At 33.9% G+C, this 18,605-nt stretch carries 16 protein-coding genes; 1 reads left to right on the top strand and 15 read right to left on the bottom strand.

The window, feature by feature from the left end:
* Positions 1-718: 718 nt before the first annotated feature.
* The 5 genes from KQI21_RS09880 to KQI21_RS09860 form a co-directional block, all read right to left on the bottom strand.
* Positions 719-1,735 carry a LacI family DNA-binding transcriptional regulator gene (locus tag KQI21_RS09880; protein ID WP_253291380.1) on the bottom strand — a complete coding sequence of 339 codons (1,017 nt, stop codon included), beginning with the start codon at positions 1,733-1,735 and terminating at the stop codon, positions 719-721.
* A 30-nt stretch (positions 1,736-1,765) separates the two neighbouring features.
* Entirely contained in the window at positions 1,766-4,114 is a 2,349-nt protein-coding gene (locus KQI21_RS09875) for a glycoside hydrolase family 31 protein (protein ID WP_216484011.1), read from the bottom strand.
* 35 nt (positions 4,115-4,149) lie between these two features.
* Positions 4,150-4,992 (bottom strand): sugar ABC transporter permease, encoded by an 843-nt coding sequence (locus KQI21_RS09870; protein WP_216484304.1) that lies wholly within the window; start codon positions 4,990-4,992, stop codon positions 4,150-4,152.
* A 5-nt stretch (positions 4,993-4,997) separates the two neighbouring features.
* Positions 4,998-6,293, bottom strand: a complete 1,296-nt coding sequence (locus KQI21_RS09865) for a carbohydrate ABC transporter permease (protein ID WP_216484010.1) — start codon at positions 6,291-6,293, stop codon at positions 4,998-5,000.
* A gap of 113 nt (positions 6,294-6,406) precedes the next feature.
* The gene (locus tag KQI21_RS09860; RefSeq protein ID WP_216484009.1) at positions 6,407-7,681 is read right to left on the bottom strand and encodes a sugar ABC transporter substrate-binding protein; all 1,275 of its coding nucleotides are present in this window, start codon (positions 7,679-7,681) and stop codon (positions 6,407-6,409) included.
* 276 nt (positions 7,682-7,957) lie between these two features.
* Here KQI21_RS09860 and KQI21_RS09855 point away from each other — a divergent pair, with 276 nt between their 5' ends.
* The gene (locus tag KQI21_RS09855) at positions 7,958-9,733 is read left to right on the top strand and encodes a glycoside hydrolase family 13 protein (RefSeq protein ID WP_216484008.1); all 1,776 of its coding nucleotides are present in this window, start codon (positions 7,958-7,960) and stop codon (positions 9,731-9,733) included.
* A 324-nt stretch (positions 9,734-10,057) separates the two neighbouring features.
* Here KQI21_RS09855 and KQI21_RS09850 read toward each other — a convergent pair whose 3' ends face one another.
* From KQI21_RS09850 to KQI21_RS09805, 10 genes are all read right to left on the bottom strand, one after another.
* Positions 10,058-11,272 carry an MFS transporter gene (locus tag KQI21_RS09850; RefSeq protein WP_216484007.1) on the bottom strand — a complete coding sequence of 405 codons (1,215 nt, stop codon included), beginning with the start codon at positions 11,270-11,272 and terminating at the stop codon, positions 10,058-10,060.
* A 29-nt stretch (positions 11,273-11,301) separates the two neighbouring features.
* The gene (locus KQI21_RS09845) at positions 11,302-12,468 is read right to left on the bottom strand and encodes an ATP-grasp domain-containing protein (protein ID WP_216484006.1); all 1,167 of its coding nucleotides are present in this window, start codon (positions 12,466-12,468) and stop codon (positions 11,302-11,304) included.
* A gap of 66 nt (positions 12,469-12,534) precedes the next feature.
* On the bottom strand, positions 12,535-13,236 hold the full coding sequence (locus KQI21_RS09840) for a metallophosphoesterase family protein (protein ID WP_216484005.1): 702 nt from the start codon (positions 13,234-13,236) through the stop codon (positions 12,535-12,537).
* Positions 13,202-13,459 (bottom strand): glutaredoxin domain-containing protein, encoded by a 258-nt coding sequence (locus KQI21_RS09835; RefSeq protein ID WP_216484004.1) that lies wholly within the window; start codon positions 13,457-13,459, stop codon positions 13,202-13,204. Before KQI21_RS09835 ends, KQI21_RS09840 begins: the two co-directional genes overlap by 35 nt.
* Complete coding sequence (locus tag KQI21_RS09830) at positions 13,452-14,600, bottom strand: pyridoxal-phosphate-dependent aminotransferase family protein (RefSeq protein WP_253291379.1); 1,149 nt, start codon at positions 14,598-14,600, stop codon at positions 13,452-13,454. Before KQI21_RS09830 ends, KQI21_RS09835 begins: the two co-directional genes overlap by 8 nt.
* Positions 14,601-14,645: 45 nt before the next feature.
* On the bottom strand, positions 14,646-15,041 hold the full coding sequence (locus tag KQI21_RS09825) for a YjbQ family protein (RefSeq protein WP_216484003.1): 396 nt from the start codon (positions 15,039-15,041) through the stop codon (positions 14,646-14,648).
* A gap of 10 nt (positions 15,042-15,051) precedes the next feature.
* Positions 15,052-16,110, bottom strand: a complete 1,059-nt coding sequence (locus KQI21_RS09820; protein WP_216484002.1) for a hypothetical protein — start codon at positions 16,108-16,110, stop codon at positions 15,052-15,054.
* Between the two features lie 56 nt (positions 16,111-16,166).
* Positions 16,167-17,024: a phosphoenolpyruvate mutase gene (aepX, locus tag KQI21_RS09815; RefSeq protein ID WP_216484001.1), complete on the bottom strand. Its 858-nt coding sequence runs from the start codon at positions 17,022-17,024 to the stop codon at positions 16,167-16,169.
* On the bottom strand, positions 17,021-18,034 hold the full coding sequence (locus KQI21_RS09810) for a hydroxymethylglutaryl-CoA lyase-like TIM-barrel protein (RefSeq protein ID WP_216484000.1): 1,014 nt from the start codon (positions 18,032-18,034) through the stop codon (positions 17,021-17,023). The genes aepX and KQI21_RS09810 overlap by 4 nt, the downstream gene beginning before the upstream one ends.
* Positions 18,031-18,594: a thiamine pyrophosphate-dependent enzyme gene (locus KQI21_RS09805; protein WP_216483999.1), complete on the bottom strand. Its 564-nt coding sequence runs from the start codon at positions 18,592-18,594 to the stop codon at positions 18,031-18,033. Before KQI21_RS09805 ends, KQI21_RS09810 begins: the two co-directional genes overlap by 4 nt.
* Positions 18,595-18,605: the final 11 nt, after the last annotated feature.

Here is an 18,605-nt window from a genome sequence, read left to right as displayed (position 1 = left end):
GCTCAACTGGTTAAGAAGAGTCAATTAGATTTAACAGTTAATCCATAGCATCTATTTAGTTAAAAATAAACACTATTCCATATTTATTAAATATTTTAACAAATAAGGAGTTTGTTGTCACTCTTTTTATAAAGTTTTTGCTCTAAATATAGGGTTTAAAATCGCCCTCTCCTAAGATTAGAAAAACTTGGCTTGTCGCCAAGTCTTTATGGAGAAAGCTATAGTTTTTCTTATACTATAAAGCCTAAAGTTTTATGCTTTCCTATAGTACAAGAATTCTGTGTAAAAATAACGATATAAAAGCTCGAATGACTCCATGCTTGTTACGAGAAACTCTCCGTTATTTATTTCATAATGCCCTCATAATCGGAACTACCGTTCGGGACTTCGACACACTGGAAGATCTAGTATAGGCAATGCCATGCTTTAGAATACTTGCTTATTTCAACATCATACACGCATTTTTGAAATGAGAAAAATACGGCTTTTTACATCCGGAATAAAGGAAACATGACCCTGCAACAGGAGTATGCCGACGTTGGGCCCCTTGACTTATTGTAGATAGGAAGAAGCTCGAAGTTTGCTAACAGAACGAGCGCTTGGGCTAGACGACGAAGTTACTTTTTAAACAATTATCTCCAATGAAAAAAAGATAAATTTCCTAAGCAACAAAAAAAGAACTAAAAAGTGGGGTTTTTTCACCACTTTTTAGTTCTTCTTAGCTTTTTGCAACCGACTCTCTATACACGATTTTGTATGGAATAATGATTCGTTTAGCCGGTTCAGCTTTAGATTGTGTTTTTTCAATTAACGCTTTTGCTGATTGAGCACCGAGTTGATAAATTTGAATATCGACTGTAGTTAAAGCGGGGTTCGTAATTTCTGATAAGTAAACATTGTTAAAGCTTACCAATGAAACATCTTCTGGAACATGAAAGCCCAACTCTTCAAGTGTACTTAGCACACCTAAACTCATTAAATCATCGCTAACCACAATTCCAGTAGGTGGTTGCTTCAGCTTTAACAATTCTTCTACTGCTTTTCTTCCCCCAGATTCGAGGAATTCAGCATGAATACTATACGAGCTTGAAATAGGAAAACCTGCTTCTTTTAAAGCTGCTTCATAGCCATTTTCTCGATCCATTGTCACCACTAAATCTCTTGAACCACCAATAAAGGCAATCCGCTTATGACCTTCTTGAATTAAATACGTTGTAATTTCTTTTCCAGCACTGAAGTTATCATTGTCAACATGCGTTATTTCATTAATATATTCTGAAGGTTTCCCTACCATAACAAATGGGAAGCCCTTTTCTCGCAAAAAGTTTGTGATTCGATCATTCACTCGCGAATATAATAAAATAATGCCGTCTACATAACTGCCGTAAACCATTCGTTCCACTTCGGCAAAAATCTCGTCCTCTGTTTCTCCACTAGATAAAGTCATGGAATATTGCATTTTATGGGTAATAGAGCCGATACCACGCAATACTTCGGGAAAAAATGGGTTTTGTAATGATTTATCGGCAGAAGAAGGCATGACTACCCCAATTGCTTTCGTATATTTGGCAACCAGGTTCCTCGCATTGATATTAGGATGATACCCTAATTCTTTCATTGCTTTTCTTACCTTCTTTTTCGTTTCGGCACTAATGCGCGGATTATCTGCAATCACTCTGGAAACAGTAGAAGGTGAAACACCTGTCGCCTTTGCTACATCTTTAATTGTTACCATTATCCATCTCACCCTCTACTCGACGTAATCTTAAATCGTTAAACTAGAATGATTCGTACGCTCCACACCGTTTATTATAACATTTTGTTCATCGCTTAGACCAATTACTTTTACTTTTATTTCATTATATTTCGGCTGATATGTGCCTTCTTTATCTATGATATCAATTTCAACTTTTTTAGCTGATGATGTAATCTGCACGTCTAGCTTCAAGTATTCACCATCCTCGTAGCTAAATGTTTCTCCATCATCATCATAAAAAGTAAAACGATATTCTTCATTCAATTGACTGGCATAGACATACATCCAAAGATCTTTTCCTTGCTTTTCTGTATTAGAAACATATTGCCCTTGCATGATCGCCGTCCCTTTTCGAACGAAAATTGGAAGTTCATCAAGCTCAGCATGAACAATATGCACTTGATTACCTTCATACTCTCGTTCCGTAACAAAATCGACCCAACTTCCCTCTGGGAAATAAACGACACGATCCGTTACGGATGGCGCTAGAATAGGTGCTACGATGACGTTATCACCAATCATTACTTGATCATTTAAATGATACGTTTTTTGATCATCTGGATACTCCAACAATAATGGTCGCATAACCGGAAGCCCTTGCCCGCTTGCTTGATAAAACAGTAAATATAATTGCGGCATCCATTCGTAACGCATTTGAATATATTTCTTTAGAATGGATTCATATTTTTCACCAAACATCCATGGCTCCTGATAACGTGTTCCGATTGCAGAGTGGTTACGAAAATATGGTGTAAATGCACCGATTTGCATCCAGCGTACCAGAAGTTCCGGATTTGTATCATGAGCAAAACCCCCAACATCAGGGCCCGTAAATGCGATACCAGATAAACCCAAATTCATGACCATTGGCAAACTCATCTGCAGATGCTCCCAAAAGCTACGATTATCGCCAGTCCACACAGCTGCATAACGCTGTATACCTGCATAACCGGCACGGGTCAGCAAAAATGGACGTTTACATTTTAGATGACTTTTCATTCCCTCATACGTAGCCTTTCCCATTAAATATCCGTACACATTATGAAGCTCACGATGAGTTGTTGGTCTTCCATCATTCCGATGCATTACCGATGTATCCATTGTTTTTGTTTCATTAAAGACAGCCGGCTCATTCATATCATTCCAGATACCTTCAACACCCATGTTTGTATAGTAAGCATGCTGTTTTCCCCACCACTTGCGTATACGTTCCTCTGTAAAATCAGGGAAGGCACTTACACCCGGCCAAACCTCTCCATAATAAATATTTCCTTCAATATATTTACAGAAGTTATCTTGCCACACACCTTCTTGGTATATCGGATATTCCGGATCTTTTTTCACACCAGGATCTACAATTGGAACAATTCGAATTCCCATTTCACGTAAATCTGTAATCAGCTGTTCCGGATTTGGAAAGCGATTTTTATCAAAGGTAAACACCCGGTATTCATCCATATAATGAATATCTAAATGAATGACATCGACTGGAATATCGCGTTCTACAAAGTTCTTTGCTAATGCTCTAACTTCTTCCTCTGATTCATAGCTATACCTCGACTGATGGTACCCTAGTGCCCATTTAGCTGGTAACGGCATGCGTCCTGTTAAAAATGTATATTGCTCCAGCACAGATTTTGGCTCTGGTCCGGTCATTACATAGTAGTCCAGCTGTCCACCTTCTGCATGAAATGAATAAGTATTTTTATAGCTTTTTAGATCAAAAGTCGTTTTAAATGTGTTATCAAAAAATACTCCATGTGCTCTTCCATCACGCAATGTCATAAAATATGGAATCGATTGATACAATGGATCTGTCTCGGGGTTATGCGGCGCATATACATCAGTATTCCACATTTCATATTTTTCACCACGTTTATCTAAAAATCCACTTTTCTCCCCAAATCCATAGAAATGATCTTGTTCATCTTTATCTTTAAACACAATCACTTCGCCGTTTTCCCGATAAGCCATACCACGCTCTAATTCACTTACGAGTACATGACCTGCTACATCCTTAATGGTAATCCGAAGTGGCTGTTTTCTTACAACAAGTTCCATCTTTGTTGTTTGCAGGATAATTGTTTCATTCGTTTCATGTTCGTTTATTTTTACTTTTTCCGGAGTAGCAACTACCGTTTGTGAAAGAGTCAAATCTGGTGTCGTCCATGGATTCATAACGATACGAACAATAGAATCACTAAAAAAGCTAATCGTTACATAGCTATGTTCACTAATAAACTGATAATTTTCTCCTGTTGTTTTATACTCGATTACCTTTCCAATATCTACGTATTTAATAGCTTCATTTCCGGTTTCTTTACCAGGATGAATAGCAAAACTAGTGTCTTCAAGCATGATATTGCCCTCCTGTTGTTCAATATTTTAACGCCTTAACCTTTCGTAGCACCGGAAGTTAATCCAGAAATTAAATAGCGCTGTAATAACAAAAATACAAGAGCGATCGGTACAGCAATTAAGATGGAACCCGCTGCGAATTTCGTGAAGTTCGTAGAAAACTGGTCATTAATAAAACTGTAAAGTCCCAGTGCTAATGTATATTTTTCCGGACTTGTTAAAACAATTCGTGGTAATAAAAAATCCATAAATGGCGCCATAAAGTTAAACAATGCTACTACTGCTAAAATCGGTTTTGCTAATGGTAACATGATCGTCCAAAATATTTTCAAATGACCGGCTCCATCTATCTTCGCTGCTTCATCAAGTTCTCTCGGAATCGTATCAAAATATCCTTTTACTAACCATGCGTTAAAAGGAATTTGACCACCGAGATAAATCAACATTAGACCATAAAGTGAGTCGGTTAAACCAATCGTATTTAATAAAATATATAATGCTACCATTCCCATTAATGCCGGGAACATTTGCAATAACAAGAACATATACAAACCATATTTTCTACCAACAAATTTATAGCGAGAAAATGCATATGCAATCAGCGAAGTTATAATGACTGACCCAATTGAATTGACGATTGCTACAAAGAGGCTATTCTTATACCAAATTAAATAATCACTATTTGGATCGGTAAATAACCACTTATAATGCTCTAAAGTTGGGTTCTTTGGTATTAATTCCGTCACCATCATGTTGGACCCTGGATTTAGGCTCATCATAAATGCCCAAAATAACGGATATGCAATAACAATAAACATCAGTAACAAAAAGATATAGATAAACGTTACTTCGATTTTCGATTTTTTCTTTCGTGACATAGCCATTAGTAACGTCCCTCCTCTTTAAACGAAGCTGTCTTCCTAAATTGGAAAAAGGCAAATAAGGAAACGATTAATCCCATAATTATCGTAATTGCAGCGGCCATATTATAATTATTGGATTCAAAAGTTAGTTTATAAACCCAAGAGATCAAGATATCGGTTCCACCAGCATTCTGTCCACGGACAGCAGGATTACCCTCATTAAACAAATAAATGATATTAAAATTATTGAAATTTCCTGCGTATTGCATAATTAATAATGGCGCTGTTGCAAACAATAAGTGCGGTAAGGTAATATAGCGCAATTTTTGCAAACGCGTACCTCCATCAACATCGGCAGCTTCATACATATCTCGAGGAACGCTTTGTAACACACCAGTAAATAATGCAAAAACAAAGGGAAATCCTAACCATGTCTGAATCATAATTAAAGCAACCTTCGTCCAAAACGGGTCAGATAACCAAGGCAACATTAAATTAAAGTGACTCAATATATCCCGATTAATCGCTCCAAAAGTAGGGTTAAACAATGCTGAAAAAATCAAAATGGAAACAAACGCTGGAACTGCCCAAGGCAAGATTAATACCGTTCGAATCGCTCGTTTAAATCTTATTCGCGGATCATTTACTAATAAAGCTAAAAATAGCCCCAAAACAATTTGTAATGTTGTGGCGACAACCGTCCAGACAATTGTCCAGCTAAAAACACTTAGAAATGTATCTTTCCAAATACCGATATTAACTAAATCAACAAAGTTGTTAAAACCTACCCAGTTCAATAAATTTCGTGGTGGCGCATTATACTGGTTATAATCCGTAAAGGCCAAAGCAAGCATGAACAATAATGGGACTACGACAATAAATAATAACATTGATAAGCCCGGTAAAATCATAAAATACGGAAAACCATTATTGTAAAAACTTTTTACACCTTGTAATAATGTAGGTTTAGGGCGATTTACTTCTCTAGCTATTGCATCAGAACGGGCGTCCATAAAATTATAAACGTATATCCCTATTCCAAATGCAAGGATAATCAATGATATTAATCCTTGAATGAGTAACTGAATAGAATGATGTTCACGTGGTATTGTACCAAGAGTGAAAAGCCCCCAAATTCCAATATCAATATAATTCCAAGTTGAAACTAAGAATGCAATAGTAACGATTAAGAAAATAAAGCCCTTCAAAAAACGTCGATTATACATTTGTCCCAATCCAGGAATAATGGATAGAATGGTGGCTAATGTACGAGGTTTTATTTTTCGGGTTTTGGATTCATTTGGTTCAGCAGCCATCCCGCATCTCCTCCTATTTAACAATTGCTGAAAACACAGTTGTTGATTAATTATTTCATATGAAGTATGTTTATTTAGCGGTACAGGGATCTCCTATACCGCTTGCGTTTCATTTATTTTGCTCCGGAAGCTTCTATTTTTTCTTGAATCGTTTGAACGGCTTCATCTAATACTTCCTTCACAGGCTCACCTTTTGAAATGAAGTTTAAGCAATCGTTAAATGGTTCCCATATTTGCTGCATGGCGGGAACACTCGGCATTGGCTCCCCATATTTGGTTTGCTCTGCAAATGCTGAATAAATTGGGTCTTCAGCAATATTCGGATCTTCCATTGCATCTTTACGCGCAGGCAACTCTCCAGCGATCTCATAATACATCATAGAACTATCAAAGTTAGTCAAATAAGCCATTAAATCTTGCGCCCACTCTTTATTTTCCGAGTAATAAGAAAGCATATAAGACTTAATACCAACAAATGATTTTGGATTTTCTCCGTTATCCAATACCGGTATTGGAGCAGTTCCTAAATCATCCTCTAAAGCATCCGCATACTCCCGAACCATCCAAGGACCGTTAATTACTGTAGAAACCTTTCCTTCCTTGAACAATCCATTCATAATATCTGGTGTTAAATCTTGAGGTATATATTTTTTATCGAACCATTCCTTCACTAGTTCGCCACCTTTCACAGCACCTTCGTTATTCAAACCGATATCCGATACGTCATACTTGCCATCTTTATTTCCAAACACATATGCTCCATTTCCGGAAAAGAAAGGGTATACAAAGTATAAGTTAGCTGCTTCCATCAGAAAGCCAAACTGATCTTTACCAGGATCCGTATCTCTTTCAGCTATCTCCATAATTTCTTTCATGGTTTTAGGCTCTTTTTCTACACGAGCTTTGTTGTAAAACATGGCATATGTTTCCGAAACAGCTGGATAACCCCAGTTCTCGCCATCATATTGTATTGCCTTCAAGGCATTATCTGTGTATTCTTTCTCTGTATCTCCAAGATCAACCGGTTCTACTAATCCCCTAAGTACCAAATCACCAATTCTATCATGTGGCTGAAATATAACATCTGGGCCGTTCCCCGCAGGACCTTCAACGTCCAACTTTTCTATTTGTTCCAGCATGCTGACCGGAATCATTTCTACTTTAATTCCTGTTTCTTCTGTGTATTTATCGGTCATTTTCTTTAATGCTTCTTTCTGTTTTTCTTCATCATTAACCCAAAGCTTTAATGATTCAGGTTTTTCAGGCATTTCATCAGAACTTTTTGCCTCTTCTTTCCCACCAGATTTTTTAGCATCATCTGGTCCACAGGCTGTTAAAATACTAGTTAATAGAATCATTGCAACTAAATAAAACAACCACTTTTTCATGTTAAACCCTCCATAAGGTTATTTATTTTATGTACAATGCGAGCACCTTTGTGAAATCGTTTGCACTAACATTGTAGTTTCATTATACAACATAAATTTCAAAATGCAAATATATTTTCATGCTTAAAACTCCCTAAAATAAACTAGGATAACGGTTTCAATAATCATTGGCTTATGGTATTATCAAATAAATAAACATATATTTTTATTAACCATTTAGATATGTTTCTACTAAAATAGCGCAAACGTTTTAATAAGAAGAGGAGGAATAAAAACATGATAAAAGAAGCGATTTATCACCGACCAAAAAATAATTTTGCCTATGCATATAACGAAAATACATTACACATTATGCTGCAAACAAAAAAAGGAGATATGGAAACTGTTGAATTAATATTTGGAGATCCTTATGACTGGAAAAATGATGAGTGGCAAACAACAACAAAGCCTATGGTCAAAACTGGCTCTACCCAATTCCATGATTACTGGTTCATTATCATTAAGCCACCATACAAGCGATTACGTTATGCTTTCATATGTACGGACGAATCAGAATCCTGTATTTATTGTGAAGGCGGAATTTTTGACAAATTACCTAAGGAAATCGCGAATTATTTTTGTTTTCCGTTTTTAAATAAAATCGATGTATTTTACGCACCTAAATGGGTCAAAGATACAATCTGGTATCAAATTTTTCCCGAACGATTTGCTAACGGAGATGAGACTCTAAACCCTGAAGGAGCTTTAGCTTGGGGATCAGCTGACCCAACACCATCTAATTTTTTTGGCGGTGATTTTCAAGGAATTATTGATCACTTAGATTATTTAGAAGAATTAGGAATAACAGGCATTTACTTTACACCAATATTTAAAGCGTATTCCAATCATAAATACGACACAATTGATTATATGGAGATTGATCCGCAATTTGGAGACAAGCAAACGTTTAAAAAGCTAGTTGAAGCTTGTCATGAGCGAGGAATTAAAGTGATGCTTGATGCGGTCTTTAATCATAGCGGCTACTATTTTCCACCATTTCAAGATGTCTTAAACAACCAAGAAAACTCGAAGTACAAAAACTGGTTTCGTATTTGGAATTTCTCTGTCGTTACAGAGCCACAACCAAACTATGATACATTTGGCTTTGTCGCATCAATGCCTAAGTTAAACACGGAAAATCAAGAAGTAAAAGACTATCTATTAAAAGTTGCTCGTTACTGGATAGAAGAATTTGATATTGACGGCTGGCGTTTAGATGTAGCCAATGAAGTGGACCACACATTCTGGCGTGATTTCCGTCGTACTGTAAAACAGGTAAAGCCTGATGCTTTTATTTTAGGGGAGATTTGGCATGATTCCATGCCATGGCTGCAGGGCGATCAATTTGATGCAGTCATGAATTATCCATTTACTAATAGTGTAATTGATTTTATTGCCAAAAACACCATGAATGCAACTACATTTAAAAATACAATTACAAAAGTATTGCATATGTATCCAAAAAACGTCAATGAAGTTGCGTTTAATTTATTAGACAGTCATGATACACCGAGAATTTTAACATTAGCGAATGGAAATATCGAACGGGTTAAATTACTTTATCTTTTCCAATTTTCCTTCTCTGGAACTCCTTGTATTTATTACGGAGATGAAATCGGCATGTACGGTGGACATGACCCAGGTTGTCGTGCTTGTATGGAATGGGACAAAGAAAAACAGAATCGGGACCTTTTACACTACGTACAAACACTTATTAAGCTGCGAAATACCATCCCGCTTTTTGGCAACAATGGGACATTCCGCTTTTTATACGCGGATGAACATTATGTGATTAGTTACGAAAAGACCGATGGTAAAAAACGAATGGTATTTATACTAAATGCGGGAGAACAGGAAGCTTCTGTACCAGGTAGTGCTTTATTTGAAGAAACGTCTGCTGTGACAGAATGGGAGATTGATCTTAAAGAGGCTCCAGCCAAATCTATGAAAGCACTTTCTAGGGAAATAACCATTCAACCACTTAGTTATCGAATTTTTGAATCTAATTTTTAAGGTTTGTAAAAACGCCATTTGAGTATACAACCTCTTAAATGGCGTTTGTTGATTTATCGGTTTTATAGCACATAAACTTGTATAACTGATCGTTCCCAAATAATTAAATCGTTCTCACTTATGGAAAGCGAGGACCTGTTCCCCGGGATCCATCTTCTATGATACGTTCTTTACCTCCTTCTGATCTTAATGAACCCTATGATGGGAACACTAAATGGGTTGAGGAGCTAAAACGCGTGCACCTTTATGAGCTTGGATATTATACTTTTACCACCATTGTATATTTAATATTTATTTCAATATCCATAATCGAAACCCAAAACTTCATAGTTTATAACTAGAGGTTTTTAAATTGTCGAAAACAGGTAAAAACCACCCTGCGATACAGGTAAAAACCATGATCAAGCCCAAAATGATAAATAAATTATTTACGCCAACACTTTCTGATATATAGCCGCCTATAAGTGCTCCAAAAGGGATTCCTGCTTTAGATACCAAACTTCTTACTGCCATTACTCTACCCCGTAATTTAACAGGAGGGTTTACTTGATATAAAGTTGTATTATTTATATTAAATATGGAGATAAAAAAGCCATAAAGTATTATTAAAATCAACGAAATAACAAAAAAAGCAGAAAAGCCTATTGCACTGAGGCACAAACCACTAAATATTATGGAACCAAACATTAAATGTTTTAAATTTCTATGTTCCTTTTTAATGGTCAATATTAAAGCTCCAATTAACATTCCTAATGCTAAGCTGGATGTTAAAAACCCATATTGTTCTGGAGTCCCCTTTAAATGTTTTAAAACGTACGGTAACAAAAGGGGTTGAATAGCCCCTGCACTAAAATTTAAGAAAAAAACAAATATAATCATATACATAAATAATGGAAAATCTTTAAAGAATTTCAATCCTATTTTAAAATCCAAGAACCAACTATTAGATAACGAATCTCTTTTTAACTCGATTGGTTCTAAAAGTATTATAAAACTTCCTGCTATGGATAGAAATGAAATCAATAATATTAATAAAATTAATGGTGAAAAGGTCAATAGTAGTAATCCGCCTAATGATGGACCAATAATCATAGTTATTTGTAGTGTTGACTCAAGTATAGAATTTGCCTTTATCAAATATCTTTTATCTACTATCTCTGATAAATATGCACGTGATGCTGGTTTGAATATTGGTTCTAGTAAGCCCACAAGTATTACAATAATATACATAATCATAATTGACAATTGATCTATAGATATAAATAATACCAGCAATAAAAACGAAATAGCTCTTCCCCATTCAGACAAAACCATTATATATTTCTTTTGTATTTTGTCTATATAAGGACCTACCAGTATAAGACTTATAATAAAAGCAGACATATAAAAAAACCATATCTTTCCCATTGCAGCTTCCGATCCTGTCAAATCAAAAATTAACCAAGAAATAATAAAAACAGCCATTGTATTACCTAAACCTGAAGCTAACTGGGCTATCCAGAGTATTAAAAATCGTGTATTTCTTATTAACTCTTTCATTAAACAATCACCGCATCCCTAAATTTGGTTTAAACAGAAACGATATAATAAGCATCATGTAATTTCTTAATTAAGTTTTCAATATCATTTAACTGCGGTACTTCAAAGTAGAGCGTATAAAGATGAAATGTAGATGATATCTCTTGGTTTACTATATCTCCTTTTTGAAAATGCTGCTCTATATACTTTATACAATTATCTAATTCATAGAGAGATTCTCTACTTGTAAAATCCGCTAACTCTCCATTTTTGCAAGGTAAGCCTACCCATCCACATATATTATCATTAATCTTAATATTAATTTTCTCAAATGACTCTGTTTCTACCTCGTAAGCTTTTTCCCAAATAGAAATATCATATTGGCTTTTAATTGTTTTGAATACTCCGGCCCCACCAGGTCTAAGCGCAATCTCCCCAAATACTAATTGGTCGGAATCTGTCCGATACAATTCTACATGTATAGGCCCTCTTGGAATCTCTAACGCTTTAACAATCTTCTCCACCATTGTTTTTAATCTATTAAAAATAGGTTGATCTTCAGGAAGAATGTAAGATCCTAAAAACCCTTCCATTGATTCTAAAGGAGGTTCCAAATACTTTGATATAGATAAAAAAACTAGTTCACTTTCATTTATTATTCCATCGCAATGATATTCTTCTATTTCAATATAATTTTCAATAAGCATGGGAACATTGCTTTTATATAAACTTGTAAACAATTGATTATCGTCCCTCATCGTGAGAAACTCCTCTTTCGATTTAATTCTAAAAGTATTTCTTGTTCCAGAGCCTATGGCAGGCTTTATAATTACTGGCCAACCAAGTTCATCTCCGATTGATAAAACCTGCTTTAAGTTATCTAATCTTCTAAAGTTAGCAGTTTCGATACCTGCATCATTAACTTTTGTCTTCATGTCTAATTTATTAGTAGTAGAAAGTGCCGTTTCAAACCTAACCCCATCTATTCCAAAAAAAGAACGGATAAAACCACCTGCCAGAACTCCTTTTTCGGTTGGCGTGATAATATAATCAATTTTTTTTATCCTATGAATATCAACAACAATCTCCCTTACTGCGAGCAAGTTTTCTAGTGTGTTAATTATAAAAATATTGTCAGCAATTTCCTTATATAGATCTTTATATTGCTCTTTTGTTAATACACTTATATATAAGTCTTCATCTCGACTTTTTATCACATCAATTGGTTCCATTTTATCTGAATTGATTAAAAGTATATGACGAATAGAACTCAACCCCTTAATTTAGATTTTCATATTATAAAAAGTTACCAAGCGCTTTTCTGTATCGTATTTTACCCAATTTATGTCATTTTCTTTTAAAGCTCCTACGTTAATCAGGTAATTTACTTTTAATTTCCGAACAAGTTTGTAAGATTTATTAAATTCTATTTCTTTTTTTTGGTACTCTATATTTTTTTCTGATACATTCACTTCAAATAGATTATTTTCATGACTATGACCATAAAATAAAATTGGGTATTCATTTAATTCTATTAAAGGGTAATGGCTGAAAGCATCGTATCTATTCCATGAATATTGATGACCGTGTACAGCCTTACATTCATCATTTATATGGATTTGAGTTTTCAAAAGAGGACATAGTTTTTTTAAATAAGAAGGTAACTTATTTGACGGTATCAGTGTAAATAACCGTTCTTCTTGATTTCCTCTAATCAGCTCAGCGCCCTCTAATTTTTTTACAAGCTGCGAACCTTCGCTAATTATTTCATCTATAGTATCAAAGAAAAAGCTATCAATCTTTTTCTTTGACACTTTGACCTCAAAAATATCGCCTAAACAAATAAGTTTAAATGGTTCTACAGTAGAAGTTTTGATTTCATCAAGAACTTTATCTAGATTTTTACAATTACTATGGATATCTGATATAAATATATACAACATATAGATTTTAACTCTCTTTATTATTAGTAAATTTTTTTTCAATATATTCTAAAACGTCCTTATAACTCCCTTCTTTTCCTGCAATTATCACTTCTTCATCAACTAAAGCTGGGATATACGGAACACCTGTTAGTTCAATTAACTCCTTTCGCTCACTTCTTTTTTTTGGTAAATTAACATTAATATACGTAACATTTAACTCTGTTAACTTTTCTCTGACAGGCTTGCAATAGGGACAAGTTTCTCTCTGATAAATTTTAAGCATTCGTCTTCTCCTTTTTAAAAGTGTTAATTAATGCTTTTGTACTAGCTCCTTCTTGAAATTCGTAATTATTTTTGCTTAAACACATCTCTATAGCTCCAAAAACACTAAATAAATCTAATTCATCAAAAGCACCGATATGGCCAATTCGTATCATTATTCCTTTATATTTCCCTTGGCCACCAGTTATAGTTAATCCAAAATCCTCATTAATACTATTTAAAAGAACACTTGTATCCACTCCTCGTGGTGCTAATGCTGAAGTAATTGTATTACTTCTCCTAAAAGAATCAGAAATAAATAATTTGAATCCAAGTGAAGTAAGTGCATTCTGAGTAGCTGTTGCTAATAATTGATGTCTACTATGAATGTTTGCTATACCTTCTGATTTTAATATCTCAATAGACTTTTCGAGAGAGAAAATAAGCGAAACCCCAGGAGAAGAGGGAGGTGCAGGATAAAAATCTTTAAAGCGCTTATATGAAAAATAGTAAGTATTTTCTTCTGTATAAGATATTTTTCCCCACGCCTTATTCGATATACAAACAAATGACAGACCCGGAGGCATCATAAAGCCTTTGTGTGAAGAAGCAATTACAACATCTAATCCCCATTCATCCATTTGCATTTCATGAGAAATTAAACCACTAATTGCGTCTACTACAGTTAGTACATTAGTTTGGCGAAAAAAGTCACCGATTTCTTTTATATCATTTACTGCGCCAGTAGAGGTTTCACTATAAACAACAAGAATACCTTGTAAGTCTTTATTACTAAAATAAATTTCTTTAATTTGATCTAATTCAAAAGGCTCTCCCCATTCAATGTCTATAGATAAGACTTCTAAACTGGCACGGCTAGCAATATCTTTAAATCTTTTACCAAAGTACCCATTATTTATTACGAGAACCTTATCACCTTTGTTAAAACAATTAAATACAGCACTCTCCATAGCACCTGTACCAGAACTCAACATAGTATACACTTCATTCTTAGAACCAAAGAATTGTGGAAGGGATTGATTTATCCCTTCCATAATTGTTTTCATATCATTTGATCGGTGGTGAATTGATTCTTTTGCACCTGCAAGTAATATATCAGTTGGTACAAATGTTGGTCCAGGCGTTGCTAATCTCTTTTTCAAAAAATCTCCTCCTTTTAGTATAGTATTCGTAAATTCCTTATTAAATTAAAAATCAACTAAAACTGTCCGATTAGCCGCTTTTAGATCAAAGTCAAATAAAACAACTCTATGCTTATCAGATATTAATAGCTCATTGTCTTTATAAGGTAGTAAAACATAATTCCCCAACAACATGGAATATATATGTGCAGCACCATTATTATCATTCGTTGTTATTTCATGCTTATATTTTTTATACGGTGAAGCAATAGATTCTAATATGTTTTTAAAGTCTTCAATTACTCCTGACTCATATCGCATTAATACTAAAGCATTTGTACTTCCTGGAGAAAAAACTTTTAATATTCCGCTTCCTGTACTATTTTCTAATAATTTTTGAATTTTTTCAGTGATATCAATGTCAGAATTGAATCCTTTAGACAAAATTTCAAATGATTTCAATCAAAACTCCTCATTTCGTTATCATTTTCCCATCTATAATTCCATTACCTTCAATTTCATAAGATTCCAATTTCTCAAGGGCATTAATTACCTCACTATTCTTTTGTGAGTCAACTTTTGATAATTTGATATAATTATTCCAATAATCATCATCCTCTTTATAAAGTGATTCAACATGCGGTAAAATAAACTCAGCTTTATTTTCTTTTCTAACTAAAACACAAGAATCAGAGTCATGTAATCTAGGATAATACATATTAGCTACCGAACAAATTAAGCCAGGCGGAGTGCATGGAAAAACCTGTTTGAATTTAGTAGGAGAAACAGCTATTTTGTGTTTTGTCGACCAGATATCCTCCCTATTAGACTTTATTTTTTCTTTTAAATCTAATTTTTCCACTAACTCTGGATATTTTGAAATAGTACCTAAACCTAAATGTGGATAATCTGGCCAACCAGAAGCAACTACTGTATTATTTTCGATCCATATGAACGTCTTATCCCCACTCATAAATTTATAATCTGCTTTCTGAACAAACTCAAGTAAAGTAGTAGATTTTCCAGCTCCTTTTGAACCAATTATTATTGAAGCTTGATTATTTTTAAACGCACAGGTGGCATGCAATATAACCACTCCATTGTTTTCTTCATGTCTTAGTACCAAATCTCTAATAATTTCAATTACTGTTAATTTATCTTTTTGCTCTATTTGCTGTTGTAATTGAATATGAATCTCGTTTTTTTCCGGTCTAAAATTAATAATGGTACCTGTCTGATCAATCCTTAGATATTCTTGATTGTTTAAAAAGACTTTTTTTGCTTTAATTGTAAAAAAGTCAGATGCACTTTTTCTTATATATACATCCTCTCCCCTTTTAAAATTAATATTTTTTAATTCATTTGAATGATATATATATATATCAGCAAGACTATTGTTAATTTTGTTATTATTTTTTATAATAAAATGAGTGCTAAAAAAATCAAGAATAGAAGATAAATTAACATTCTCAGCCGAATAAATATTTAATTTAGAGTGCAAGAACTCCATACTTGTTACTTTTGATTTCATATATATGCTCCTTTTGTTCAATAATTTGACATCATATCCAATCACAATGTTTACTTTTACATATTATAAGTTGGCTTCTTTAAGTTTTTCGTTCCTTGCAATCTAAATATTTCTTCCATTGAGGTAATGCTGTTTTCAATATTAACCGTATTACCATCCTTAATAATACTTTTAAATGTTTCTTGCATCGCATTTACAGAACTTCTTATTCCATGATTTGCATATATAACTAATTGAACTCCATGTTTTTCTAGCATTCCTAAATTTACGTCTGGATACGTCGTTGGGACAATTACAATAGGAAGATCTCCTTTATAAGATTTGCAAAAATCATATATTTCACTTACATCTTTCTTTTTAGAATGTATTAATAATGCATCTGCACCTGCTTTTTCATAAGCGTAAGCTCTTTTTAAAACTTCTGATAAGCCTTTTCCAGCTATAAACGCTTCTATTCTTGCAATCACTACCATATCCTTGTTTTTCTTCGTTTCCTGAGCGATCCTAATTTTTTCTGAAAATATTTCTATATCCTCCAATTCTTGTCCTTCTCCTAAAAAGCTATTTAACTTTGGAAAAGGTTTATCTTCTATACATACACCTGAAATACCTATACTTTCGTATTCTTTTATCATATGTGCTACATTATTTATGTCACCATAACCCGAATCACAATCACAAATTACAGGTATTGAAACAGATTTATTAATCAAATGAGCCACATTTAAATTTTCTGTCATTGTTAATATATTTGCATCAGGAACAGCATAAGTTGCAGCAATTTCAAAACCGCTAGCCCAAATAGCATCAAACCCTGCATTTTCTGCCAATTTTGCACTTAATCCATTATGTGCTCCCATTACCTTCATTATCTTACCAGAATTCACCAAACTTCTTAAATTTTCAGTTTTCATGTTTGAAAATCTCCCTTTTCTACAATTTTTACTACCTCGTCTACAATCTTTTTATCAACTGATGAAGCGGTTCTTTTTGATAATAACTCAGCAAAATGATATAAATCATAATTATTTTCTTTGCATACTTTATCAATAATATCAAAGTAATAATAGTGTAAATCATTAATACCACATAATATCTCAGCTTTAGATATCCTCATTGGTTCATCCATTACTTCCTCTAATAAGTACTCCGCTGTTTCTAAAAGAGGCTGGCTATCGTATTTGGAACATATGTTAAATTTATTTATTGCTGATACGAACTGTTCGGTAGGTAAATTGCCAGCTCCTCTAGCCATTCCATTCAACGATGTATCAATGAAGGTTGCGCCTGTTTCTATAGCTGTTAGTGCATTTGTAAAAGCTAAACCTAAATTATTATGACCATGAAAACCCATGTCAATATTTATATTTCCTAAAACTAAATTAAATATTTCTTTTACCTGCTCCGGTATCATGGACCCAAAAGAATCTGCTATACAGAAAAGATTAACATTTAACTCTTTTATTTTTTGGGCAATTATTAAAATCTCAGCTGGTGATACTTTACTAGCCCCCATTAAGTTCATAGAAACATTAAATCCGCAGTTCTTGGCATACTTGATAAACGGAAATGCTAGAGCAATATTTTCTGGATAGGCTGCTATTCTTATCCAAGTTATCTTTTCTCTATCTATTTCTTCAATTATACTTAATTTTGTTTCAACACTTGGCGCAATCATAATTGCATACATGGAGTTCGCAAGATTTGGCAGATTTTCAATGAAGCTTGGATCACACCTCGCAGCGTCTCCTACATCTTTTTGTTTATTACTGCTTGAACCTCCTTTATAACCAATTTCAATGATATCAATTCTAGCTTGATCCAACCCCTTAATAATATTTTCAATTTCTGAATTAGAGAAATGCCAATTATTTAAATTCCCACCGTCTCTAAGAGTACAGTCAATATTGTTTATATTCTTCATTTCATTAACTCTCTCTCATGAAAAATCGACTTCTGAAATCTTTCGACTATCTCTTGTGGTGACCAGTGAACTCTTTTTCCAATTGAGCTATCTTTAGCTTCCACTTCGATATGTATCAATATAGGACCACTAAAATCTTTTACGGCAGGTATTTCATTAAGATCCTTAATTACTATTCCTTTTCTATATCCCAAACTTTCCGCAACTTTACAAATGTTATCTATATTTATTGTTTCTTGACCTCCTGTACTCTCATGCATTTGATTATCAAGTACTACATGTGTAAAATTTTTCAGTTTTAAGTTTCCAACCATAGACATGAACCCCATGTTCATCAACAATGATCCATCACCATCCAACACTATGACCTCAACGCTTGGATTTACAATAGCAACACCTAAACCTATTGGAGCTGCCATTCCCATTGACCCTACCATATAAAAATTATGATCATTATCTTTAAGGTTATATAATTCTCTGCTTATATAACCGCATGTACTCACTATGTATGATTCAGAATTAGTATTTACTAGACTTAATATAGCCTCTGCTTTTTTCATCTTATCTCCCC

The sequence above is a fragment of the Virgibacillus proomii genome, from assembly GCF_018916875.1.
Taxonomy (GTDB): Bacteria; Bacillota; Bacilli; order Bacillales; family Amphibacillaceae; genus Virgibacillus; species Virgibacillus proomii_B.
Note: the sequence above shows the minus strand (reverse complement) of the source record. Positions and strands in the feature narration are given on the sequence as shown.